The organism is Streptomyces cyaneus, assembly GCF_004028635.1.
GTDB classification, from domain to species: domain Bacteria; phylum Actinomycetota; class Actinomycetes; order Streptomycetales; family Streptomycetaceae; genus Streptomyces; species Streptomyces cyaneus.
The window spans coordinates 185,164-207,676 of sequence record NZ_RQJW01000015.1 but is presented as its reverse complement, the minus strand read 5'-3'; the positions used below and the strand labels follow the sequence as shown (position 1 = coordinate 207,676).

The following is a 22,513-nucleotide window of genomic DNA, read 5'->3' as shown; positions in this document are numbered from 1 at the left end:
CACTGTGCGGACCCTTCCAGTTCGGGTCCCGCTGGGGATGGCGTTCACTTTCGTCCCGGGGGAACCTGCAGGTCAACCCACACTGTGTTCCACCTCGGGGCCTTCTTGAGACGGTCTGTCACTGCGGACGCCCGGGCCGCACGAAATGCCGGGCACCCTCTTGTCACGGTGAGTGGCCGGTGCGAGGGTGAGCCCGATCCCCTCGGATGAAAGCACCCCCTATGCCGCCCAGACGTCCTGCAGCCGGGCAGTTCCCCACCATCACGGAGGTACTGAGCCTGCCCGTGCTCGCCGAAGGGATGCCGCGCGTGCTGGCCGGTGAGTCACAGCTGGACAGGGCGGTGCGCTGGGTGCATGTCACCGAGCTGCTCAACCCCGCCGATTTCCTGGAGGGCGGCGAGCTGGTGCTGACGACCGGCATGCCGCATCCCGAGGATGCCTCCGAGCTGCGTGGCTACGTCGACCAGCTCGCCGACGTCGGCGCGGCCGGTCTGATCGTGGAGCTCGGTTACCGGTACCGGAAGGTGCCCGACGAGCTGGTGGCGGCGTGCCGTGCCCGTGAAGTGCCGCTGGTCGAGCTGGCCCGTGGCGTCCGGTTCATCGACGTCACGCAGACGGTGCACGCGCTCATCCTTGACGCCCAGGGGGCCCTGCTGCGTCGCGGGAGGGACATCCAGGACATCTTCACCGCCCTGACGCTGCGGGGCGCGGACCCCGAGGAACTGGTGCACACCACCGCGGAGCTCACCGGAGCTCCCGTGGTGCTGGAGGACCTCACCCACCGGGTCCTGATGTGCGAACTGCTCGGCCGGCCGTACGAGCCGGTGGTGTCGGCCTGGTCGCGACGTTCGCGGGCCGCCCCGACGCCGGAGAGGATCACGCCGAGCGGCCCGGAGGGGTGGCTGATCGCGCCGGTGCAGGACCACCATGGGCTGTGGGGGCGGCTGGTCCTGCTGGAAGGCCGGCTGAACGCCGAGCCCGACCCGGAACACGTCCTGGTGCTGGAGCGTGCGGCGGTCGCGCTGACCATGGCGCGCCTGGCCGGGCCGGCCTGGTGGGAGCGCCGGGCCCACCGCTCCGTACTGCGGGACCTGTACGAACGGCGCTTCCGTTCTCCCGCGGACGCGCGCGCCCGCGCCGAGGCACTGGGGCTCCCGGCCTTCGGGCACCGGCTCTTCGCCGTGGTCATCCGCCACACGCACACCGGCACCGAAGGTGAGCACCTCGACGAACGGATCGCGAAGGCGCTGGCGCAGACCGGCGTCCGCGCCCTGGTCGGCGAGACAGCCCCGGGCCGGATCGGCGTACTTCTGGCACTGGCTCAGGCGAGCGCCTGGCAGCCGGTCGCCGAGCGGATCGGCCGTCTGACCCGGGAGGAGCTGGGACCGGAGGCCGTCGTCGCCGTCGGCCCCGGGGTGACCGACCTCTCCGGGATCGCCCGGTCGTGGCAGGAGGCCGAGCAGACGGCCGAGGCCATCACACCGGCCTCCCCGGAGCGGTGGTTCTACGTCCCCGCCGACGTCCGGCTGCCGGAGTTGCTGGGCGTCCTGCGGGAGGACACCCGTCTTCAGAGGTACGCGGAACGGCAACTGACCCGCCTCATCGAGCACGACGACCGCAACAGCGGCGATCTGCTCCCGGCACTGCGCGCCTATCTGGCGGCGGCCGGGAACAAGTCGGTCGCGGCCAAACGCGCCGGCATGTCCCGGCAGGCGTACTACCAGCGCCTCCACACCATCGAACGGCTCCTCGGCTGCGACCTGGAATCAGGCCTGCAGCGCACGTCCCTGCACGTCGCGGTGCTGGTCCTGGACGCGCGAGAAGCAACTGTTCCCGGCGCATGACCGGCACGCCGGTCGTCATGCGGACGCGATCACGCCGGGCCCGAGCGCGCGTACGCATCCGGCGTACGCTCCTCCCCTGGCATGGCGCGACGAGGACCCGGGACGTGGGTGGGTGCCGAGCGGTTCAGGCTTGCGTCGGCAGACTTTCCGGAAGGCTCGCGGCCTGCTCCGCTGGGGAGAGGGCTCAGAGGAGCTCGATCAGCTTGTCGGTGAACTCGGCGGTGGTCGCGGTTCCGCCCAGGTCACGGGTGCGGATATCGGTCTTGGCCAGGACCGAGGCGATCGCGTCCGTGATGTCCCTGGCCGCGGCGGGATGGCCGAGGTGGTCGAGCATCATGGCCGCGGACCAGATCGCGCCCAGCGGGTTGGCGATGCCCTGGCCCGCGATGTCGGGCGCCGAGCCGTGCACCGGCTCGAACAGCGAGGGGAAGTCCCGCTCGGGGTTGAGGTTGGCCGCCGGGGCGATGCCGATGGACCCGGCGACCGCGGCCGCGAGGTCGCTGAGGATGTCGCCGAAGAGGTTGGAGGCGACGACGACGTCGAAGCGGGCCGGTTCGAGGACGAACTTGGCCGCGAGCGCGTCGATGTGCTCCTGGTCCCAGGCGACCTGCGGGAACGAGGCGGCCCGCTCGGTGACGAGCTGGTCCCAGAACGGCATGGTGTGCACGATGCCGTTCGACTTGGTCGCGGAGGTCAGACGGCCGCCTCGCCGGGAGGCGAGCGTGAAGGCGTAGTCCAGCACGCGTGTGACGCCGGCCCGGGTGAACACGGCCTCCTGCACGGCGATCTCGTCCGGGAAGCCGCGGTTGAGTCGGCCGCCGACCTCGCTGTACTCGCCTTCCATGTTCTCGCGCACGACGACGAAATCGACCTCGCCCGGCCGTGCGCCGCGCACCGGACTCTCGATGCCTTCGAAGACACGGATGGGCCGGAGGTTGACGTACTGGCGGAAGCTGCGCCGGATCGGTATCAGCAGCCCCCACAGCGAGACATGGTCGGGCACCCCCGGGTATCCCACCGCGCCCAGCAGGATCGCGTCCTTGTCGCGCAGCTGGTCGATCCCGTCGGCGGGCATCATGGCGCCCTCCCGCAGGTACCGCTCGCACGACCAGTCGTCGTACGACGTGTAGGACAGGCTGAAGCCGTGGCGGCGGCCGAGAACATCGAGCACCTGCTGTGCTGGGGGCAGTACCTCGGCGCCGATGCCGTCGCCGGGGATCAGGGCAATGCGGTGGTTCGTCGTCATGCCGTCGATTGCAGCAAGGCGGTCCGTGGGGCGTCCAAGACGCAAAGCGGATCTCCCTTATAAGCGGTGCCTATCAGCTGTCGGCGGCCGAGGTTGCGCTCGTGACGAACGCGGCGGCTGCGGGCGACAGGCTGCCGCGGCGGCTGACGAGGGCGATGTCCAAGGTGGTCTCCGGCTCGATGTCCAGGACGCGGGCGCCCAGTCGCCGGGCGACGTCCCGCCAGGAATCCGTGACCACCGCGAGCCCGACCCCGGCCAGTACCAGGGGCATGAGCGACACACGGTGCTCGGTCTCGGCGGCGACGGTGAACTCGATGCCCTGTTCCCGCAGCGCGTCGACGTAGGCGCGCATCCCGGTACCCGGCTGCCCGACGATGAGTCGCTGTCCCGCAAGCTCCCGGCACTCCACCGCCGTCCGATCAGCGAACGGGCCGTCGGTCGGCACCACCAGCACAAAACGCTGCCGCCCCAGCGCATGTGAGGCGACCTCCTTGTCGGAGACCGGGCCGGCGGACGCCAGGAGCCCCAACTCCACGGCACCCGTGCGCACCATGTCGATCACCTCACGCGACGTGAACGCCGCTTTGATGGCCACACAGACGCCGGGATACCGATGGCTGAAGGCACTCACCAAGGTCGTCAGCGGCTCCACCGCCTGCGACGGCATGGATGCCACATCCAGGCGCCCCTCACGCAGCTCATGCACCGCCGCGACACTCGCCCGCGCCGTCTCCAGACTCCGCACGGCCTCCCGGGCAGGGTCGATCAGGGCCCTTCCGGCCTCCGTCAGGACTGCCCTACGCCCGATGCGATGGAACAGCTCGGAGCCGAGATCACGCTCCAGTGCCCGCACGGCCTGCGACAGCGACGGCTGCGACACGTACAGAGCCGAGGCCGCACGGTTGAACCCCCCACGATCGACAATCGCAAGGAAGTACTCCAGCTGCCGAATGTCCATACGCGCTCTCTGCCCCTCAAGAAATCAACCGACGACTCCATTGGTCCCGACCACGGTTGCTTGAAGGATCGCCTCGACGAGGTGCGGACCACCGATGCACTGGCCGCAATCGTCACCGAAGCGCGGTCCCAACTGACCGAGGCACTCCGGTGTGCGGAGTCGGCCCACCGGGGGCGGAACTTCTCGGCCACGTCGTCTCTGCGGTGCAGGCCGGGGATGCGGCCCTGCGTGCCGCTTACCTGCCTCCTGGATCCCGCAGCCCTCCGGCCGACGGACGAGGGAGGGCGGATGGCCGTCGCCGTGCCGGCACACGGTTGAAGCAGCGCGGCGCTGCGGTGGCGTACGAGGTGTACGCCGCCGCAGCCGCTCGCACGTCCCGAGGATCAGACGGCCGTGAACGTCCACAGCAGGTTGGAGCTGCTGCCGTATGTCCACTGCTTGGTGACGGAGCCCGAGTCGACGTTCCCGCCGCCGTCGAGGACCAGGCCGGTGGTGCGGTTGGCGATCGTGTAGCGGTCGCCGCCCCGGTGGGTGATCTTCCACTGCTGGTTGCTGCCGCCGTTCCAGGGTGCCTGTCGGGCCGGAGAGCCGTCGGCGGTGGCGCCCCAGCTGTCGGCGACCATGCCGTTCGTGCGGTTGACCAGCCGGTAGTAGCCGCCGGCGACCGCCTCCGCCTGCCACTGCAGGTTGGAACTGCCGTCCCAGGTCCACTGCTTGAGGTTGGCCCCGGAGGCCACGTTGCCGCCGCTGTCCAGGGCGAGTCCGTTGGTGGCGTTGGTGATCCGGAAGTGCGTAGCCGGGTTGAACTGGACCCTCAGCGAGGTGATCCGGTCGTTGTTGCCGGTGACCCGCAGGTCGGGGTTCTCGGCGGCGAACGTCCAGGAGGTGCCGGTGAAGTTGTCGCCGGAGTAGCCGATCACCTGGTAACCGGGGGCCGGCCGGACGGAGGAGAGCGTGCCCACGCCCAGCCCGGCCGCGGTCAGGTCGGCCGCGGTGTAGTCGCCGACGGTGAACACACCGGCGTTGCCGGTGTAGTTGACGTCCCCGAAGGCGACGGCGCCGGCGAGCGGCCGCAGGCCCGGGATCGTGCCGGAGAAAGCGAGCTTCAGGACGTAGGCGCCCGCACTGTACGGCGCCGAGGAGGGCAGGGAGACCGTGAGGCCGGAGGAGTTCTGGGTCGGCGTGGGCAGGTCGATGTAGGTGCCGGCGGTGGTGCCGAGGAGCTTCACCGAGGTCAGCGAGGAGAGATTGATCCGGTCCGAGCTGAGGGTCTTGATCGTCAGTGAGCTGCCGGGCCAGCCGAGGACGGTGGCGTACAGGACGTTGTCGGCCTTGTTGCGGGTGAAGCGGATGTCCTGCGCGGTGCCGGCGTGCGGGGTGGTGAACGAACCGCCGCCCATCTTCGTCGGGCCCTCGCCGTACGCCGTCCAGGCGCGGGTCGAGTACACCGACTCACCGAAGCGCTTCAGATGGTCTCCGATGCCGAGCAGGATGTCCTTCTGCGCCTGGGGGATGGTTCCGTCGGCCATCGGCGCGATGTTCAGCAGCACGTTGCCGTTCTTGCTGACCCGGTCGATGAACGAGTGCAGCATCTGCTGGATGGTGTAGTAGCCGATGCCCTGGGTGTAGCACCAGCTGCTGCTGGAGATGCTGTCGTCGGTCAGCCAGTAGGGGGAGGTGAGGTCACCCGGACCGCCGCGCTCGTAGTCGAAGACCTCGCCCTTGCCGTTCATGCCGTCCTTGTACGTGGCGACGACCTCACGGCCCCAGCTGCCCGCCTGGTTGTAGTAGTACGCCAGGAAGTTCAGGCGCTGTTGCTCGTCGACGGCGTCCAGCTTGAAGTCCTGCCACAGGATGTCGGGCCGGGAGCGGTCGATGACCTCCTTGAGCTTGTCGAACCAGAGCTGGTTCGCCGCGGTCGAGTCCAGCTGTCCGTAGAGCTTCTTGAGGCTGTTGTCCGTCTGGGCGGGGACGTGCTCGTAGAAGCCGTTGTAGTTGTACGCGTGGTGCATGGCCACCAGCAGCTTCAGGCCCTTCGCGCGGATGGCCGTGGAGAAGAGCCCCAGCAGGTCCAGGCCCGGGCCCTTCTTCACCGAGTTCCACTCGTTGACCTGGCTGTCCCACATGGAGAAACCGTCATGGTGCTCGGCGACCGGGCCCGCGAACCTGGCGCCGGCGTCGACGAACAGCTGCACCCACTCGTCGGGGTCGAACTTCCCGCCGGCCGACTTCAGCTTCGGCGCGAACTTCACGAAGTTGCCCGCCAGGTCCTGCGCCCCGTTGATGAAGTTGTGGTACGGCCATGCCGACGGCCGGCCGTAGGTCGCAATGTGGTGCTGGTTGGCGTTGCTGCCCGCCTGGTACATGCTCCGCGGGTACCACTCGTTGTCGTAGGCGGGGACGCTGAAGGCGCCCCAGTGGAAGTAGATCCCGAACTTCGCGTCCTGGAACCACTCCGGGGCCGGCGGGTGCTGGTCGACCGAGTTCCAGTCGGGCGTATACGTGCTGGGCGCCGCCTGGGCGCCGTCGGCGCCGAACACACCTCCCGCAACGGCCGCCGCGGCCACGCAGGTGGCACCGGCCAGGAAGTGGCGTCTGTGGATCGAACTCGACATGGAAACATCCCTGGTGCAGAGGGGGCAGGGGGAATGCAGGGCGCCGCTTGTTACGCATGAAGGTCCGTCATGCCTCCTTGGGATGTCAACTGGTGTGCAGGGATGAAAGGCCCCGTACGGCTGAGTAGTTGGCACCATTTGAAGCATTTTTGATGCGATGTGCGACTAGCCAAACATGGCATGTCTGCCAGGACCGCATGGCCGATTCGGATCGGTCAAGGGCGAACACGGCGGCCGTCCGGGCCCTCCGCTCCCTCCGCCGCCCCATATCCCGCCGCAAGGGCCGTATCGCCCCTGCTCTCACAGGAGTTGCGGCCATGCCATCCGCACTGTCCGCTTCCCCGTCCTCTGCCCGCATCACCGCCCTGGACGTCCTGGACGTGCGTTTCCCGATGTCCGAGCACCTGGACGGGTCGGACGCGATGAACCCCGAACCCGACTACTCCGCCGCCTACGTCGCCCTGCGCACCGACGCCGGCGACGGACTCGAGGGCCACGCTCTGGCCTTCACCACCGGGCCCCGGCAACGATGTCCAGGCCGCCGCCATCGCGGCCCTCGCCCCGCACGTGGTGGGGCTCTCGGTCGACGACGCCTGCGCCGTCCGCACCGTGGAGCGGCTCACGAACATCCGAGTGGACCACCACGTGGTCGTCGACTTCCACGGCTTCAAGGAGATGGTCGACGCCCTCACCCCCGAGGAAGCCCTTGAGATCCCGCGCCGCGCTGAGCCCGGCCGCGAACAGCGCATCGGCCACCTGCTCGACCAGGGCTACCCCGCCTGCACCACCACCCCCGGCTGGCTCGGCTACTCCGACGAGAAGCCGGCCCGCCTGGCCCGCGAGGCGTCGCCGAGGGCTTCACCCGGATCAAGCTGAAGGTCGGCGCCTCCCTGGAGGACGACGTACGGCGCATGCGTCCCGCCCGCGAGGCGGTCGGCGACGGCATCCGCATCCCGGTGGACATCGTGCAGATCGACTCCGCGCGGGTCGGCGGCGTCCACGAGAACATCGCGATCCTGCTGCTCGCCGCGAAGTAGGGCGCTTGGACCGGCTGGACATCGTCTACCTGCACGATCCGGACGATCACCGGCGGCAGGCGGCCGAGGAGGCCATGCCCACGCTCGCGGCGTTGCGGGACCAGGGCGTGATCGGCGCCGGCATGAACCAGTCGGCGATGCTCGCCCGCTTCCTGCGCGAGACCGCCGCCGACGTGGTGATGCTGGCCGGGCGTCACACGCTCCTGGACCAGTCGGCGCTGGACGATGTCCTGCCCGCCGCGCGGGACCTGGACAAGAGCGTGGTGGCGGTGAGTGTCTTCGACTCGGGACTGCTCTCCCGTGACCGACCCACCGAGGGAATGAAGTACGACCACCGGGACGCCCAGCCGGCTCTGGTCGGCCGGGCCCGGGCGATCGCCGAGGTCTGTGCGGCGCACGGGACCGCTCTGCCTGCCGCCGCGATCGCCTTCCCGTACACGCATCCCAGTATCATCAACGTCACCCTCGGCATGCGGACTCCGGAACAGGTCGGACGAAACGTGGAACTCCATGAGCAGCGAGTCCCGGACGGTCTCTGGGACGATCTCCGCGCTCAGGGGCTGATCAGGTCGGACGTGCTCGCGGGGCACGGTGGGGGGAGGGGTGAGCGGTGTCTCTGACGGACAAGGCCATCGAGCAGATGCGTGAGCTGATCCGGACCGGTGCCCTGCCGCCGGGGTCGAAGCTCCCACCGGAGCCGGACCTGGCCGCTCAGCTGGGACTGTCCCGCAACCTCGCCCGGGAAGCGGTCAAGGCGCTGGCCGTTGCGCGGGTCCTGGAGGTTCGGCGGGGCGACGGCACGTACGTGACCAGCCTCCAGCCGAGCCTGCTGCTGGAGGGGCTCGGCGGCGCGGTGGAACTGCTGCAGGGCGACTCGGTCGCCCTGCAGGACCTCATGGAGGTACGGCGGCTCCTGGAACCGGTCGCCACGGCGCTGGCCGCGACCCGGATCTCCGACGCCCAACTGGCCGAGGTGAAGCGTCACTTGGACGCCATGCGCGAGGCCCGCGACGACGTCGAACAGCTCAACGCCCACGACGCCGCCTTCCACCGCGCCGTCGTCTCGGCCACGGGCAACGAGAGCCTCCTCACCCTCCTGGAAGGGATCTCCGGCCGCACCCTGCGCGCCCGCATCTGGCGCGGTCTGGTCGACGACAAGGCCGCGGGCCGCACTCTCGCCGAGCACGAGGCGATCTTCAACGCGCTGTCCACCCGTGACGCCGCCCTCAGCCAGGCCGCCGCACTGCTGCACGTGAGCAACACCGAGCAGTGGCTGAGGGGACACCTCCGCTCCGGCGAACCCCTCTCCTTCGAGACGACAGCGCGGAAGTGACGGGCGGGCGCTGCCCGCCACAGTGCCCTGCAATTCGGCGGTACATGGGATGAATATGTAGCTTGGGTACCTTTACCTGCGGTAATGGAAACATCGACGTGAATCGATGGCGAGGATCAAGGACGTCACCTTCGGGAACGTGGTCGTCAATGGCCGAGTCATCCGCGACAGCGGGGCAAGCCGGGCTGGTACCTGGCCTCGGACGGTGTCCCCATGTATGCCAACGATCACGTCCACAGCCTCAGGGCGGGCGCCGCAGCCAGCGGCGTCTGCCACCGATGTTCTCCCGGTACCCGAGCCCGGAAAGGGGTCGGGTACCGGGGAGCGTGGGTCATCCGGCGGTCAGAGTGGTCCACTTCTGGTTGGAGCTGCCCTGGCAGTCCCACAGGTGGAGCTGCGTGCCGTCGGTCGTGGAGAAGCCCGGAATGTCGAGGCAGCGGCCGGAGGCGGGGTTGCGGTAGCCGCCGTTGTAGGGCTGCCAGACTTGGTTGGCGCCGCCGTTGCAGGCCCAGATCTGCACCTTGGTGCCGTTGGCGGTGCCCCCTCCCGCGGCGTCGAGGCACTTGCCCATGGAGCGCAGGGTGCCGTCGGTGTAGGCGGACCAGAGCTGGTTGGCGCTGTCGCCGCAGCTCCAGATCTGAACGGCGGTCCCGTCGGCGGTGCCGGCGCCATTGACGTCCAGGCACTTGCCGCCCAGGTCGGACCGCACGCGTGCGGCGGCGGGGGCGGGGTTCCTCAGCCACCCGGCGCTGTCCACGGACCGGACGCCGCGGTGGAAGGCGTCGGCCATCTTCTGGTAGCCCGCGTCGTTGGGATGCAGGGTGTCGGCCAGGTCGGCCGTGGTCAGGCTGCTCATGTCCACGTACGCGACGTGCTTGCCCGCGGCCTGTGCCTCGCTCACGATTTGGGGGATGGCCCGGTTGTACGCGGCCCGGTACTGCTCCTCCGAGCCGCTGGTGGACACGACCAGGGAGGCCACGAGGACGGTCGCGTCGGGGACGTCGACGGTGATCTGGTTGACCAGCGACTTCAGCCGGGCGGTGGCGGTGGAGACCTGGTAGCTCTCGTTGAGGTCGTTGGTGCCGACCATCAGGGTCACGACGTTGGGCCGGTAGCGGGTCAGCGGAGCGTCGGCGAGTGCGGCGATCTGGTGGATTTTGTATCCGGAGTGGCCTTCGTTGTCGGGGTCGGACATCGAACCGCCCCGCAACGTGCCGACGAAGTCCAGCGGATGACCGTCCGCCGCAAGCTGGTTCCACAACGGACCCCGGTAGCCGTTGCCCGTACTGCTTCCCACACCCCAGGTTATCGAGTCGCCCAACGGCATAACCCGCAAGGGCGTGTTGGAGGCGGCGGAGGCAGGGGTCACACCTGCCACCGTCACCCCGAGCACGGCAGTGGCAAGCGTGACCAGGGGGAGAATCCAGGACCTTCTCATGCAGGCGTCCTCTTCGGTGAGTGAGTGCTGAATGCGGAGCTGATCGCCGTTCGTGTCAGCAGCCGGCCGTCAACGTGGCAAGGGCCACGCCGGTCGCGAAGACGACCGGAGTGAGCGCGACCAGCGTCCAGTTGACGGCGGGTGCGGCACTGGTGAAGAGATCGAGGCGTGTGCAGACCAGCCCCGTGATCACCGCGAGGAGGAGCGCGGCGCCAGCTCGGCGGTGAGTAGTACAGACCCACACTCACAGGGGAAGGCACCCCGGAGGTGAACCGCATGTCGCCGCACGATCCAAGAACATGGGATGTATTAGTGGGTACGGAAGAGGATGCTGTCCATAGACGGAACGCGAATCCCATAAATTGGCGGGAGTTGAGGATTGCTCCCTGGTGGCCTGGCGCTCGTCATAGGATGTATTTACCTTGGGTAACTATTGACGAGGGCATGCCGCATGCCTACTGTCCTGCCGCGGAACCGAACAGATTCCAACAGTCGGAAGCCCTTCGCGCTTCTGGCCGCCGGGGTGCCAGTCCAGGCCGCCCCCGGTCACCGTGACCAACGGGACGCAGTTCACCGACACCAAGGGGGCCGTCGCGCATGTGGCGGTCGCCAACATCGAGCGGCCGAAGGGCAGCGACTACAACCAGGTCCGTTCCACGTTCGCCGTCTCCGACACCGTCGACGGCGACGCCGACCTGCACGGCTACGAGCTCACCGCCGACAACACCGGTTCCCACTTCAGCGCGGCTGGCCCTGCCTCGGGGGTACGCCCCGGCGGACGGGCGGCCGCACCCGGTAAAGGAGAGACAGATGAAGGGCATGCTCAGGGCATGCAGGGTCCCATGGTGGGGACGCGGGAGACGTACGGGAGTGCTCGCCGCGGTGACCGCCTTGATGGCGGCGCTCCTGACCGGACTTGGTGCCGCTGGGACGGCGCAGGCGGCCACCGTGGATACGAGCGCGTCGTACGTGCTGGTCAACCGTGGCAGCGGCAAGGCGCTCGACGTGTCGGGAGGGAGCGCTGCCGACGGGGCGGTCCTGTCGCAGTGGGCCCGTCATGACGGGGCCAACCAGCGTTTCCAGTTCGTCGACTCGGGCGGCGGCTACTACCGGCTGAAGGCGCAGCACTCCGGCAAGGTCCTGGACGTCCTCAATTACTCCACGGCCGACCACGCGGACATCGTGCAGTGGGGTGATGCCAACAGCGCCAACCAGCAGTTCCGGCTGGCGGACTCGTCGGGCGGTTATGTCCGGTTGATCAGCCGTAGCAGCGGCAAGGCCGTCGAGGTCCAGAACGCCTCGACCGCGGACGGTGCCAAGGTCGTGCAGTTCACCGACTGGGGCGGGGCCAACCAGCAGTGGCAACTGGTCCGCGCGTCGGGAGCGCTGGCGCAGGTGCACACCGCGGGGCGGGTCAAGGACGCCGGAAACACGGTGCAGTACAGCTGGCCCGGCGTGTACTTCGAGGGCACCGTCAGGGGCACCGGCGTGGGAATCGTGCTCAACGACTCAGCCGCCGACTACGACGTCCAGATCGACGGAGCCACCGTCGCCACGCTCGTGACGCCCGGCAACACCACCCACTGGATCAACGGCCTGCAGGACCGCACGCACACTGTCCGGCTCGTCAAGCGCAACGACACCCCGGGGGACACCAGCACATTCGGAGGCTTCGTCGCCGCGCCCGGCGGTGCCGTACTGAGCAAACCGGCCGCCCGCAGCCGTCAGATCGAGTTCATCGGTGACTCCCTCACGGTGGGCTACGGCAACCTCTCGACATCCCGCACCTGCACCTGGGACCAGGTCAAGCGGAACACCAACTCCGATGTGAGCTACGGCGCCCTCACCGCCCGGCAACTGAACGCCGACTACCAGATCAACGGCTACTCGGGCCTTGGCATGGTGCGCAACTACAACGGAGGCCGGCCGGACGTGACGTACCGGACCTTCTACGACCGTGCCCTGCTGAACGTGTCCGGCGACGTCTGGCAGAACCCGGGCACTTGGCGCCCCCAGCTCGTGGTGGTCAACCTCGGCACCAACGACTTCTCGACCGCCATCAACCCCGGTGAACCGTGGACGCCCGACAGCCTCGCGGCCGGCTACCGCAGTGCCTACGGCGACTTCCTCCAGAAGCTGCGCACGCGCTACGGGGCCGGGACGACCATCGTGGCAGTCGGCGCCGGCCAGTACGCCGGCCATGTCCAGCAGGTGGTCAAGGCCCGCAACGACGCCGGCGACAGCGGGGTCCGCTACTGGTTCCTCGACGACTCGGGCCTGGACTTCCTCGGCTGCGACTGGCACTACTCGGCCCATGACGACCGACTCATCGCCGACCGGCTCACCTCGTTCATCGGCGGTCTGCCGACAGGCTGGTGACGGCATCGACCAACCCACGCTGCGAAGGCCGGAGAACCGATCCGTACAACGGTGGCGGGCCACACGAACGATCTCGGGTGGCCCACCACCGTCTGCTCCCAGAACCTGGGGGAGCGCCTGCCAGGGCCCGCGACGCCGGCAGGACCGAACGGCCGGCCCTAGGGGAGCGCCTGCGCGCACCAGATCGTCTTGCCGCTGGTGGTGTGCCGGGTGCCCCACCCCTCGGTGAGCTGGGCGACGAGCAACAGGCCCCGGCCGCCCTCGTCGAAGGCGCGGGCCCGGCGTAGGTGCGGAGCGGTGTTGCTTGTGTCGGAGACCTCGCAGATCAGGGAGGTATCGCGAATCAGCCGCAGCCTGATCGGCGGCTCGCCGTACCTGATGGCGTTGGTGACCAGCTCGCTGACGACCAGTTCGGTGACGAATGACGCCTCCTCCAGGCCCCAGGCGTCCACCTGGTCGACGGCGAACTTCCTGGCGCGCGGCACCTGCGCGGGGTCGGGCTCGACGTCCCAGTCGGCGACGTGGTGGGGATCCAGCGTGTGAGTGCGAGCGAGCAGCAGGGCGGCGTCGTCGTCGGTGTGGCGTTCGGGGAGCATGGCGTCCACCACCGTGTCGCACAGGGCCTCCAGTGAGGTGGCCGAGTGGTTCAGGACCCGCTGCAGTTCGGCGATCCCCTGGTCGACGTCGCGTTCGCGGCTTTGCACCAGTCCGTCGGTGTAGAGGGCGAGCAGGCTGCCCTCGGGCAGCTCGAGCTCGGTGGCCTCGAAAGGCAGCCCACCGATGCCGAGCGGCGGTCCCGGCTGTGCGGATACCGGTGTCCTGACGCCGTCCGGGGAGATGATCAGCGGCAGTGGATGGCCGGCGCTCGCCAGTGTGAAGCGCCGCGAGACCGGATCGTAGACGGTGTAGAGGCAGGTGGCCCCGGACTCGCCGGTCGGCTGGAATTGGCCGGCGGGCTGGAGGTCGCTGGCGAGGTGGAGGACCAGGTCGTCCAGGTGGGTCAGCAGCTCGTCCGGTGGCAGGTCGACGTCGGCGAGGGTGCGGACCGCCGTGCGCAGCCGGCCCATGCTGGCCGAGGCGTGCAGGCCGTGGCCGACGACATCGCCTACGACCAGGGCGACCCGGGCGCCGGACAGCGGAACGACGTCGAACCAGTCACCGCCCACTTCCGCGCCGGTCCCGCCGGGCAGGTAGCGGGATGCCACCTCGACCGCCTCCTGGTTCGGCGGCCCCTGCGGCAGCAGGCTGCGTTGCAGGGTCAGCGCGGTCGTGCGCTCGCGCGAGTACCGGCGGGCGTTGTCGATGGCGACGGCTGCCTTGGCGGTCAGCTCTTCGGCGAGGATCAGGTCGTCGGCGGTGAAGGCCTCGGGCCGGTCGCGGCGGGAGAAGGCGACGACGCCGAGCAGCGCGCCGCGCGCCCGGAGCGGGACGGTGATCCGGCCGGTCAGCCCGTCCGCGGCGATGGACCCGTCGATCAACGGGTTGCCCGGTGGCCAGTGGGCCGGGTCGGCGGCGAGCCCGGGCCCGAAGGCCCATTCGCCGCCCTCGCCGGGATCAGCGGCGAGCTCGACCGTGGACCTGCCGGTGGCCATGCAGCGGGCGGCGACTGAATCGGGAGCGTGGCTGACCGGCATTGTGGGCCCGGGAGCCGGGTCGGTGTCCTCCCTCGCGCTGTGCTGGGCGGCACGGCTGAGCGTGATGGGCTCGCCGGAGGTGAAGGCTGGCGCGGAGGGCGGTTCCTCGCCGCGCAGGACCTCGTCGAAGAGATCCACGCTGACGACGTCGGCGAATCCCGGCACCGGGGTCCTGGCCAGTTCCTGGGCGGTGCCGATCACGTCGAGCGTCCGGCCGATGCCGCCGCTGGCCTGGTTGAGGATGAGCAGGCGTTGCCGGGCCCAGTACTCGGCGCTCATGTCGAATCCCCAGTTGGCGACCGCGCGGACCCTGCCCTCGGCATCTCGGACGGGCCAGATGCTGGTGGCCCAGGCGTTGGCGTAGTTGCTGCCGAGCGGGCGGAAGACGGTGATGAGACGCGCGGGCTTGCCCGTCCTCGCCACTTCGGAGAGCTGGTCGGTGTAGGGCTTGTCGTCCCTTTCGGGAAACATCTCGCGGTCGAATTCGGGAAACAGCTCGCGGTACTTTTTACCGAGCACTTGCTCCTCGGAGTGCGCTATCACCCGTCCCGAGGAAGCGTTGATCCACAGGAACCGCAGCTCAGGGTCGTAGACGCCCAGAGCGAAGGGGCATTGCTCGAAGGCCCGGTCGGCGATCACCGGGCGGCTTCCCCAGCGCTGGACGGTCACCGCGTGGCCCAGTGCCCGCCCGTCGGGGCCGAGCAGCGGGTGAGCCGCCACCACGGCGTCCACCGTGGAACCGTCCCGGTGGCGCAGGGGGATGAACCCCGTCGGGTCGGGGCCGACGCCGTAGCCCTCGGGGAAGCCGGGTGGCGGGGGATCGACCAGCAGGTCGGTCACGGGGCGGCCGACGGTGTCCTCCGCCGTCCAGCCCAGCAGCAACCGGCACCCCTCGCTCCAGCCGCTCACCATGCCGTCCGGGTCCACCACGGCAACGGCAGTGGGGGCGTCCTGCTTGCCGGCCATCTCCACGCGCCACGCCTCCGTCCGGACAGCCATGCCCGTCAGGGCTGGTTTCCAGCGGCTGCTTCCAGCCTAGATCGGCCCCCGCTCGACGGCGCTCCGGCCGGTGCGTTCGGAGTGCCAGGTGCCGGAGGGACTGCCCCATCCCGCGAACCAGGGAGGGGTGCGGTTCGGGGAGGTGAAGGGGTACGACGGTGATCCACTGCCTGCTCCGGAATTGCCGGCCGTGCCGTTGAAGGCGCGGGGGAGGGTGCGCTGACCTGCGGGGACGCCTGAGTGCTGGTGGCTGCTGAGCGGGAAGCGGTCGGGGGCCTCCTCGGAGCCTTCGTGCCGGGTAAAGTCGTCGGGATGCCAGCACCGGCCGCAGGAAACGCCGCACCCGTGGGTAGGGCCCGCACACTCGCTCAGGTGTACCGACGCTTCGGCGAGGTCGACGCAGCCGAAACATCGCCGCTGTACGAGCGCGTAGCTGTCGCCCTGAGCGAGTCCGACGAGGCACTGCGCGCCATCGAGACGGCGCCGGCACGCAAGCGCCATCCCACGGTGATCCTCGCCGCGCTGCACGACCTCGCCCTCGCCGGACGCGCCCCGGAGCTTGCCGCGGCCTATGCCGCTGCCGACGGCGATGCTGCCGCCGATGCGGCGATCGACACCCTGCTGCGCATGACCGACTCGGTCGTGGCCATCGCCGTGCGCCGACGTATGCGGACCAATGAGACCGGACGCTGCGCCGTGCTGTATCCGGCCATCGCCGAGGCGGCGCGCCGGGTGGGCGCGGATGCGGTCGGGCTGATCGACGTGGGCTGTTCGGCCGGCCTCAATCTCAATGTCGATCGCGTCGGCATCAAGTACAGCAACGGACAATCGCTGGGCGACCCGTCATCTCCCGTGCAGCTGTCGTCTTCGATCGTGGGAGACCGGCCCGTCCCGACGCGGGCGATGCCCGAGGTCGTCGCCCGGATCGGCGTCGACCTCGATCCGATCGACGTGACCGACGCCGATGACGCCCGATGGTTGCGCGCCTGCCTGTGGCCGGATCAGCCGGATCAGCCTGAGCGGACCGCGAGACTCGAAGCGGAGATGGCGTTGGCGGCGACGGCCCCCGCGCTGCTGATGCAAGGTGACGCCGTCGAGGTGCTGCCCGACGCATTCGCCCGTGTGCCCGCGGACGCCCTGCCTGTCGTCACCACGACATGGGCGCTGTCGGACCTCCCGCTCGAGAGCCGCCTGCGCTTCCTGCACCGCCTCGACGAAGCGGCGGCCGGCCGGGCGGTGGCGTGGGTGTCGGTGGAGGGTGTCGGAGTCGCGCCGACGATACCGACCCTCGGCGATCGCCGCGCCTCGGGCCACAGCATCATCGGTCTGGCGGTGTTCGACGGGCCGGCTCTGCGCGCCGAGGCCGTGGGCCGCTGCTGGTCGCGGGGTCGTTTGCTGGCGTGGCTGGCAAACTCCACAACGCCGTGATCAGGAGCGAGTGGACCCTCGGCGGCGACGGCACGACCTTCTCGTACGACCCGCTGGTGCCCGCGAACAGCGAGGCCACGAGGCCACCCTGCGACTTCCGGCCGTCTGGGCCGACTCCGTGCGCGAGGGGCGGACCCCGCCGGCCCGGGTGGACGGTGTGCGCTTCGTCGGTATGCGGACGGCAGCGGCGGCGTACCGGCTGCCGTCCGGTTCGTACCGACTGACGAGCAGGCTTCGCTGACCCACCCTCACTGACCGGTGCCGTACTTCTCCAGGGCGTTCGTCGTCAGCCGAGTGCTGGCGCCGGCCGTGGCAAGACCGTCACGATCTACGCGACCGACCTCCCGCGCTTCGCCACGGCGGCCAAAGGGGGCGGCCCACCCAGTGAAAGGACTCGATGAGGGTGTCGAGCATGACCGACCGCGCCGGCATCCCCGAGGGTGTCGTACCTGACTCTGCTCCCGCTGATCGCCATCGCCGTCCGGGTCACCTCTCACTCCTCTCGCATCGTGGCCCAGCGCACCGCTCCCGCCGATCCGCAACGGGCGCAATCCGCCCCGGCCTCGGCACACCGCTGAGCGAGGACCACCGCGCGCCGGTCGACGCGCTGCGACGTCACTGACGGCGTTCGGCCGGCCCGCTCCTGCCCCGGGCACCCGTCTGGAGCCCGTCACCGTGCGGCCCCTGAGCGCGTCGCTGATGCTGGTCCTCCACGCCGCAGAGGACGGGACGTGAGCGGAAGCGATGCGCGATGTCGATCAGTAGATGGTGCCGCGGCGTTCTGGTGGCCGTGCTCGCCGTGACCACCGGCTGCGGCGCCTCGGGCGGACGCAGCGAGGGCGCATCCGCTGCCGCCACCGGATTCACGGACGCGTTGCGACAGGGGGACGGCAGGCAGGCGTGCGCCCTACTGGCTCCCCGCACGCTCGAGGAGTTGGAGAAGTCCGAGCAGACGTCATGCGATGAGGCGGTGACTCAGGAACAGGTGCCCGCCGGGGACGTGGTACGGGAAGTGGATGTGTACGGCGATCAGGCCCGGGTGGTCCTCGGCGACGACACGCTGTTCCTGGCCCACTTCTCGTCCGGCTGGAAGGTGACCGCCGCCGGATGCGTGCCCCGTCCGGAGCAGCCGTACGACTGCCAGGTCAAAGGCGGGTGAGGGAACGGTGCGGACCATGTTCACCCTGTGCCTGCTCATCGTGATCGGCGGCTTGGCCTACTTCACGACGGTGGGGCTGACGCACCGATGAGGACGGGAGAGGACGACCGGAGGTGACAACACCATGCGTCGCTTCCTGCGCGAGAACAGCCTGAGCCTGGCTTTCGGCATCGGCTTCCTGCTGACCTTGTTCGGGCAGATGATCGCGGGCCACGCCGACTTCAACAACCGGCTCGTCAGCGACGGTATGGAGCCCATCGGCATCGGCTCCTACCTGACCTCGTCGGACTTCGCCGTCGATGTGACGGAGAACTGGCAGTCCGAGTACCTGCAGTTCTTCCTCTACGTCTTCGTCACCGTCTGGCTCCTCCAGCGCGGCTCACCGGAGTCCAAGGAATTGGACAAGGCGGGCCCCGAGTCCGACAAGGACCAGCTCGTGGGTGAGCACGCCCCTGCCGACGCTCCGGGCTGGGCACGTGCCGGTGGCTGGCGGCGGGCGGTGTACTCGCGATCCCTCGGTCTGGTGATGGGGGCGGTGTTCCTGCTGTCCTGGCTCGCCCAGTCCGTCACCGGTACGGCCGCCTACAACGAACAGCAACTGCGCGGCCTCCAGGCCCCCATCAGCTGGGCCCAGTACCTCACCTCAGCCGACTTCTGGAACCGCACCCTGCAGAACTGGCAGTCCGAACTGCTGGCGGTGGCCTCGATGGTCGTCCTGTCGATCTACCTGCGCCAGCGAGGCTCCCCGGAGTCCAAACCTGTCGGCGCCGCGCACACAGCGACCGGCGTGGAGGGATGACGAGCCGCAGCGCAGCCCGCTCCCGTGCGGCACAGTGGCAGTATGTGCGGCCGCTATGCCTCCACCCGCAGTCCCGAGGACCTCGCCCAGCTGTTCCAGGTGTCCGAGTGGCATCCGGAGGAAACCCTCGCGCCGAGCTGGAACGTGGCCCCGACCGACGAGGTGTGGGCCGTCCTGGAACGCACGCCGCGCGGCGCTGCCGAGGACGAGGCGGCCCGGCGTCGGCTGCGGCCCCTGCGCTGGGGCCTGGTCCCCTCGTGGGCGAAGGACGCGAAGATCGGCGCACGGTTGATCAACGCGCGGGTGGAGACCGTGCACGAGAAGCCCGCCTTCCGCCAGGCGTTCGTCAAGCGCCGCTGCCTGCTGCCGGCCGACGGCTTCTACGAATGGGACGAGGTCACGGACAGGAAGTCGGGCAAGGTCCGCAAGCAGCCCTACTTCATCCACCCGGAGGACGGGCAGGTGATGGCCCTGGCGGGCCTGTACGAGTACTGGCGCGATCCGGAGATCAAGGATGCCGACGACCCTGCCGCCTGGCTGCTGACCTGCACCATCATCACCACCGAGGCCACCGACGCCGCAGGCCGCATCCACCCCCGTATGCCGCTCGCGCTCACCCCCGACCACTACGACGCCTGGCTCGACCCCCATCATCAGGCCACCGACGACCTGCGCACCCTGCTCACCCCACCGGCAGGCGGCCATCTGGACGCCCGACCCGTCTCTCCCGCCGTGAACAGCGTCCGCAACAACGGCCCCCAACTCCTGGACGAGGTCCCCGCCCCCTGACCGGAGCCTGCGGCCGGAGTAGGTGAGTTCTCGGTAAGGGTTGCCCCAGCGGACGCCCGAGAGACGCTTTTGACATCCATTTTCATCTACCGTGAGGCCGAAGCCGGGACGGATCGAGCTCGGCGGATCAATTCGCCGCGCCTCGGAGGTATCCATGCCCGCGTCCACGTCCCGACTTCTCGCTGCCCCACTCATCACGGGCACTTGCCTGATCCTCCTTGCCGGCTGCGGCAGTTCGTCGGCCTCCGGAGACTCCGCCGACTCCGGAAGTGGCACCGCCGCGCAGAGCCCCGCCGCGGCCTCCGCCGTCCCGGTGGTGGCCTCGACGGACGTCTACGGCGACATGGTCAAGCAGATAGGCGGCCGGAAGGTGGAGGTCACCTCGATCATCAGCGACCCCGACCAGGACCCGCACTCCTACGAAGCCAACACGCAGAACCAGTTGGCGCTGTCCAAGGCGAAGGTCGTCGTCGAGAACGGCGGCGGTTACGACGACTTCATCGACCGCATGCTGAAGACGAGCGGCGACCCGTCGGCCGAGGTGATCAACGCGGTCAAGGTCTCCGGCAAGAGCGCCCCGGCGGGCGGGGAGCTCAACGAGCACGTCTGGTACGACTTCCCCACGGTCGCCGCACTCGCCGACCGCATCGCCGCCGCCCTGTCCAAGGCCGACCCTGACGACGCCGCCACCTTCACCAAGAGGGCCGAGGACTTCAAAGGGAAGCTGAAGCCCCTGGAGCAGAAGGAAGCCAAGATCAAGGCCGACCACGGCGGCGAGGCGGTGGCCATCACCGAGCCCGTGCCGCTGTACATGATCGAGGCGAGCGGGCTGACGAACGCGACGCCCGAGGCCTTCAGCGAAGCCATTGAGGAAGGCGACGACGTCTCCCCGAGGACCCTGCAGGACACGTTGGCGCTGTTCACCGACAAGAAGGTCGAGGCGCTCGTCTACAACGAGCAGACCTCCGGCCCGCAGACCGAGAAGGCCGAGCAGACGGCCAAGGCGGCCGGGATTCCCGTCGTCCCCGTGACCGAGACCCTGCCCAAGGGCGAGGACTACCTCGGCTGGATGACCGCCAACGTCGACGCGCTCGCGAGCGCGCTGGCCAAGTGAGGCGCCCCGGCGTGTCCGACCCCCGTACGGACGCAGCGGTGATCAGCCTGCGCGCAGCCGCCCTCTCCTACGGCGAGCGCGTGCTGTGGCGGGACCTCGATCTCGACGTACGGCCGGGCGAGTTCCTGGCCGTGCTCGGCCCCAACGGATCGGGCAAGACCAGCTTCGTGCGCGCACTGCTGGGCGGGCGGCAGCTGTCCGCCGGCACGCTGACGGTCCTGGGCCGTCCGCCCCGAAGCGGCAGCCGGCACATCGGTTACGTCCCGCAGCAGGGAACGCTCTCCGCGCATGCGCTGCTGCGCGCCCGGGACCTGGTCCGCTTCGGCATCGACGGGCACGGCTACGGACCCCGGCTGCGCACCGGCGCCGTACGCCGCCGCGTGGACGAGATCCTCGCCTCGGTCGGGGCCACCGCATACGCGGACGTCCCCATCGGCCTGCTCTCCGGCGGCGAGCGGCAGCGCGTGCGCATCGGACAGGCCCTGGCCACCGACCCGCGGATCCTGCTGTGCGACGAGCCGTTGCTCTCCCTCGACCTGCACCATCAGCGGGCCGTGACGGAGCTGGTGGACGCACGGCGCCGTTCCCACGGCACGGCGGTGGTCTTCGTGACCCACGAGATCAACCCCGTACTGGGGCTGGTGGACCGCGTGCTGTACCTCGCCCGCGGCGGCTTCAGGGTCGGCACACCCGACGAGGTGCTGACCTCCGAGGCGCTGTCGCAGCTGTACGGCACACCGGTCGACGTCATCCGCATCCGGGACCGGATCGCGGTCGTGGGCGCGCCCGACGAGGTGGCGCAGCCACCGCATCACCCCGAACCGCCGCACGGAGTACGGCCATGACCCTCGCCGACGGGATCTGGCAGCAGATCTTCGACTTCGACAACTACGGCGAACTGCTCGCCCTGGTCCGCAACTCCCTGATCGCCGGCGTCGCACTCGGCTTGGTCGGCGGCCTGGTGGGGGTCTTCGTGATCATGCGGGACCTGCCGTTCGCGGTGCACGGGATCAGCGAGTTGTCGTTCGCCGGTGCCTCGGCCGCGCTGCTGCTGGACGTGAACATCGTGGCCGGCTCGATCACCGGTTCCCTGATCGCCGCCGGAGCCATCGGCCTGCTCGGTTCGCGCGCCCGGGACCGCAACTCGGTGATCGGCATCATCATGCCGTTCGGCCTCGGCCTCGGCGTGCTCTTCCTCGCCCTCTACAAGGGTCGGGCGGCGAACAAGTTCGGCCTGCTCACTGGCCAGATCGTCGCCGTCGACACCCCGCAGATGTCCTGGCTGCTCGGCACCTCCGCCTTGGTGCTCGTGGCGCTGGCGGTCATGTGGCGGCCGCTCGCCTTCGCCAGCGCCGACCCGGAGGTGGCCGAGGCGCGGGGCGTACCGGTACGGGGGCTGTCGTTCGCCTTCATGATCGTGCTGGGCCTCGCGGTCGCCCTGTCCGTGCAGATCGTCGGAGCCCTGCTGGTCCTCACCCTCGTCGTCACGCCCGCGGCCGCCGCGGCCCGGATCACGGCCTCACCGGTGCTTCTGCCGACGCTCAGCGTGGTGTTCGCGGTGACCTCCATCGAGGGCGGGATCCTGCTGGCCCTCGGCAGCAGCGTCCCCATCAGCCCGTACGTCACCACGATTTCCTTCACGATCTACCTCGTGTGCCGACTGGTGGGGAGGTACCGGGCACGGCGGTGGGGAGCCGCGCGAGCCACTCCAGCCTGAAGACATGAATGGGTATTCATCTGT

General features: G+C 69.6%; 17 protein-coding genes and 3 pseudogenes. 14 read left to right on the top strand and 6 right to left on the bottom strand.

What is annotated here, in order from left to right:
- Positions 1-221: 221 nt before the first annotated feature.
- Entirely contained in the window at positions 222-1,844 is a 1,623-nt protein-coding gene (locus tag EHO50_RS37855) for a PucR family transcriptional regulator (protein WP_128436037.1), read from the top strand.
- A gap of 184 nt (positions 1,845-2,028) precedes the next feature.
- Here EHO50_RS37855 and EHO50_RS37850 read toward each other — a convergent pair whose 3' ends face one another.
- The 3 genes from EHO50_RS37850 to EHO50_RS37835 form a co-directional block, all read right to left on the bottom strand.
- The gene (locus EHO50_RS37850) at positions 2,029-3,090 is read right to left on the bottom strand and encodes a tartrate dehydrogenase (protein ID WP_128436034.1); all 1,062 of its coding nucleotides are present in this window, start codon (positions 3,088-3,090) and stop codon (positions 2,029-2,031) included.
- Positions 3,091-3,163: 73 nt separating this feature from the next.
- On the bottom strand, positions 3,164-4,048 hold the full coding sequence (locus EHO50_RS37845; RefSeq protein WP_128436031.1) for a LysR family transcriptional regulator: 885 nt from the start codon (positions 4,046-4,048) through the stop codon (positions 3,164-3,166).
- 383 nt (positions 4,049-4,431) lie between these two features.
- Positions 4,432-6,663: an alpha-L-fucosidase gene (locus tag EHO50_RS37835; RefSeq protein ID WP_128436027.1), complete on the bottom strand. Its 2,232-nt coding sequence runs from the start codon at positions 6,661-6,663 to the stop codon at positions 4,432-4,434.
- A gap of 317 nt (positions 6,664-6,980) precedes the next feature.
- On the opposite strand from EHO50_RS37835, the pseudogene EHO50_RS37830 reads away from it, so the two are divergent.
- The 3 genes and pseudogenes from EHO50_RS37830 to EHO50_RS37820 all read left to right on the top strand — a co-directional run.
- Positions 6,981-7,697, top strand: a pseudogene (locus EHO50_RS37830) (enolase C-terminal domain-like protein); the annotation flags it as partial.
- Between the two features lie 8 nt (positions 7,698-7,705).
- Positions 7,706-8,320: pseudogene (locus EHO50_RS37825) on the top strand (aldo/keto reductase); the annotation flags it as partial.
- On the top strand, positions 8,311-9,033 hold the full coding sequence (locus EHO50_RS37820; RefSeq protein ID WP_128436024.1) for a FadR/GntR family transcriptional regulator: 723 nt from the start codon (positions 8,311-8,313) through the stop codon (positions 9,031-9,033). The pseudogene EHO50_RS37825 and the gene EHO50_RS37820, both read left to right, overlap by 10 nt.
- A gap of 331 nt (positions 9,034-9,364) precedes the next feature.
- On the opposite strand, the gene EHO50_RS37815 is transcribed toward EHO50_RS37820, so the two are convergent.
- Both EHO50_RS37815 and EHO50_RS44320 read right to left on the bottom strand, forming a co-directional pair.
- A complete protein-coding gene (locus EHO50_RS37815; protein ID WP_128436021.1) occupies positions 9,365-10,471 on the bottom strand; it encodes a ricin-type beta-trefoil lectin domain protein in 1,107 nt (368 codons plus the stop codon).
- Positions 10,472-10,526: 55 nt separating this feature from the next.
- On the bottom strand, positions 10,527-10,664 hold the full coding sequence (locus EHO50_RS44320) for a hypothetical protein (RefSeq protein ID WP_164905063.1): 138 nt from the start codon (positions 10,662-10,664) through the stop codon (positions 10,527-10,529).
- 701 nt (positions 10,665-11,365) lie between these two features.
- Between EHO50_RS44320 and EHO50_RS37810 the strand changes: the two genes are divergently transcribed.
- Positions 11,366-12,850 (top strand): RICIN domain-containing protein, encoded by a 1,485-nt coding sequence (locus EHO50_RS37810; RefSeq protein ID WP_128436170.1) that lies wholly within the window; start codon positions 11,366-11,368, stop codon positions 12,848-12,850.
- A gap of 158 nt (positions 12,851-13,008) precedes the next feature.
- Here EHO50_RS37810 and EHO50_RS37805 read toward each other — a convergent pair whose 3' ends face one another.
- Positions 13,009-15,483, bottom strand: a complete 2,475-nt coding sequence (locus EHO50_RS37805) for a SpoIIE family protein phosphatase (RefSeq protein WP_246101776.1) — start codon at positions 15,481-15,483, stop codon at positions 13,009-13,011.
- 124 nt (positions 15,484-15,607) lie between these two features.
- Here EHO50_RS37805 and EHO50_RS45445 point away from each other — a divergent pair.
- From EHO50_RS45445 to EHO50_RS37760, 9 genes and pseudogenes are all read left to right on the top strand, one after another.
- Positions 15,608-15,706, top strand: a pseudogene (locus tag EHO50_RS45445) (pirin family protein); the annotation flags it as partial.
- Between the two features lie 149 nt (positions 15,707-15,855).
- Positions 15,856-16,911 (top strand): DUF2332 domain-containing protein, encoded by a 1,056-nt coding sequence (locus EHO50_RS37795; RefSeq protein WP_220096490.1) that lies wholly within the window; start codon positions 15,856-15,858, stop codon positions 16,909-16,911.
- Positions 16,912-16,921: 10 nt separating this feature from the next.
- Positions 16,922-17,152 (top strand): hypothetical protein, encoded by a 231-nt coding sequence (locus EHO50_RS37790; RefSeq protein WP_128436018.1) that lies wholly within the window; start codon positions 16,922-16,924, stop codon positions 17,150-17,152.
- A 510-nt stretch (positions 17,153-17,662) separates the two neighbouring features.
- Complete coding sequence (locus EHO50_RS37785; protein WP_128436015.1) at positions 17,663-18,070, top strand: DUF4878 domain-containing protein; 408 nt, start codon at positions 17,663-17,665, stop codon at positions 18,068-18,070.
- 124 nt (positions 18,071-18,194) lie between these two features.
- Entirely contained in the window at positions 18,195-18,869 is a 675-nt protein-coding gene (locus tag EHO50_RS37780) for a DUF6766 family protein (RefSeq protein WP_128436012.1), read from the top strand.
- 42 nt (positions 18,870-18,911) lie between these two features.
- Entirely contained in the window at positions 18,912-19,658 is a 747-nt protein-coding gene (locus tag EHO50_RS37775; protein ID WP_128436010.1) for an SOS response-associated peptidase, read from the top strand.
- A gap of 154 nt (positions 19,659-19,812) precedes the next feature.
- Entirely contained in the window at positions 19,813-20,772 is a 960-nt protein-coding gene (locus EHO50_RS37770; RefSeq protein WP_128436007.1) for a metal ABC transporter solute-binding protein, Zn/Mn family, read from the top strand.
- Positions 20,773-20,783: 11 nt separating this feature from the next.
- Positions 20,784-21,617, top strand: a complete 834-nt coding sequence (locus tag EHO50_RS37765; protein ID WP_246101774.1) for a metal ABC transporter ATP-binding protein — start codon at positions 20,784-20,786, stop codon at positions 21,615-21,617.
- Entirely contained in the window at positions 21,614-22,489 is an 876-nt protein-coding gene (locus EHO50_RS37760; RefSeq protein WP_128436004.1) for a metal ABC transporter permease, read from the top strand. The genes EHO50_RS37765 and EHO50_RS37760 overlap by 4 nt, the downstream gene beginning before the upstream one ends.
- The last annotated feature ends 24 nt before the right edge of the window (positions 22,490-22,513 follow it).

What these genes read in the sequence shown, in the direction of transcription:
- EHO50_RS37815 (WP_128436021.1), bottom strand. Translation starts at nt 10,471, where the DNA reads ATGAGAAGGTCCTGGATTCTCCCCCTGGTCACGCTTGCCACTGCCGTG.
- EHO50_RS37785 (WP_128436015.1), top strand. Translation starts at nt 17,663, where the DNA reads ATGTCGATCAGTAGATGGTGCCGCGGCGTTCTGGTGGCCGTGCTCGCC.
- EHO50_RS37760 (WP_128436004.1), top strand. Translation starts at nt 21,614, where the DNA reads ATGACCCTCGCCGACGGGATCTGGCAGCAGATCTTCGACTTCGACAAC.
- EHO50_RS37850 (WP_128436034.1), bottom strand. Translation starts at nt 3,090, where the DNA reads ATGACGACGAACCACCGCATTGCCCTGATCCCCGGCGACGGCATCGGC.
- EHO50_RS37805 (WP_246101776.1), bottom strand. Translation starts at nt 15,483, where the DNA reads ATGGCTGTCCGGACGGAGGCGTGGCGCGTGGAGATGGCCGGCAAGCAG.
- EHO50_RS37845 (WP_128436031.1), bottom strand. Translation starts at nt 4,048, where the DNA reads ATGGACATTCGGCAGCTGGAGTACTTCCTTGCGATTGTCGATCGTGGG.
- EHO50_RS37775 (WP_128436010.1), top strand. Translation starts at nt 18,912, where the DNA reads ATGTGCGGCCGCTATGCCTCCACCCGCAGTCCCGAGGACCTCGCCCAG.
- EHO50_RS37810 (WP_128436170.1), top strand. Translation starts at nt 11,366, where the DNA reads ATGGCGGCGCTCCTGACCGGACTTGGTGCCGCTGGGACGGCGCAGGCG.
- EHO50_RS37855 (WP_128436037.1), top strand. Translation starts at nt 222, where the DNA reads ATGCCGCCCAGACGTCCTGCAGCCGGGCAGTTCCCCACCATCACGGAG.
- EHO50_RS37780 (WP_128436012.1), top strand. Translation starts at nt 18,195, where the DNA reads ATGCGTCGCTTCCTGCGCGAGAACAGCCTGAGCCTGGCTTTCGGCATC.
- EHO50_RS37770 (WP_128436007.1), top strand. Translation starts at nt 19,813, where the DNA reads ATGCCCGCGTCCACGTCCCGACTTCTCGCTGCCCCACTCATCACGGGC.
- EHO50_RS37835 (WP_128436027.1), bottom strand. Translation starts at nt 6,663, where the DNA reads ATGTCGAGTTCGATCCACAGACGCCACTTCCTGGCCGGTGCCACCTGC.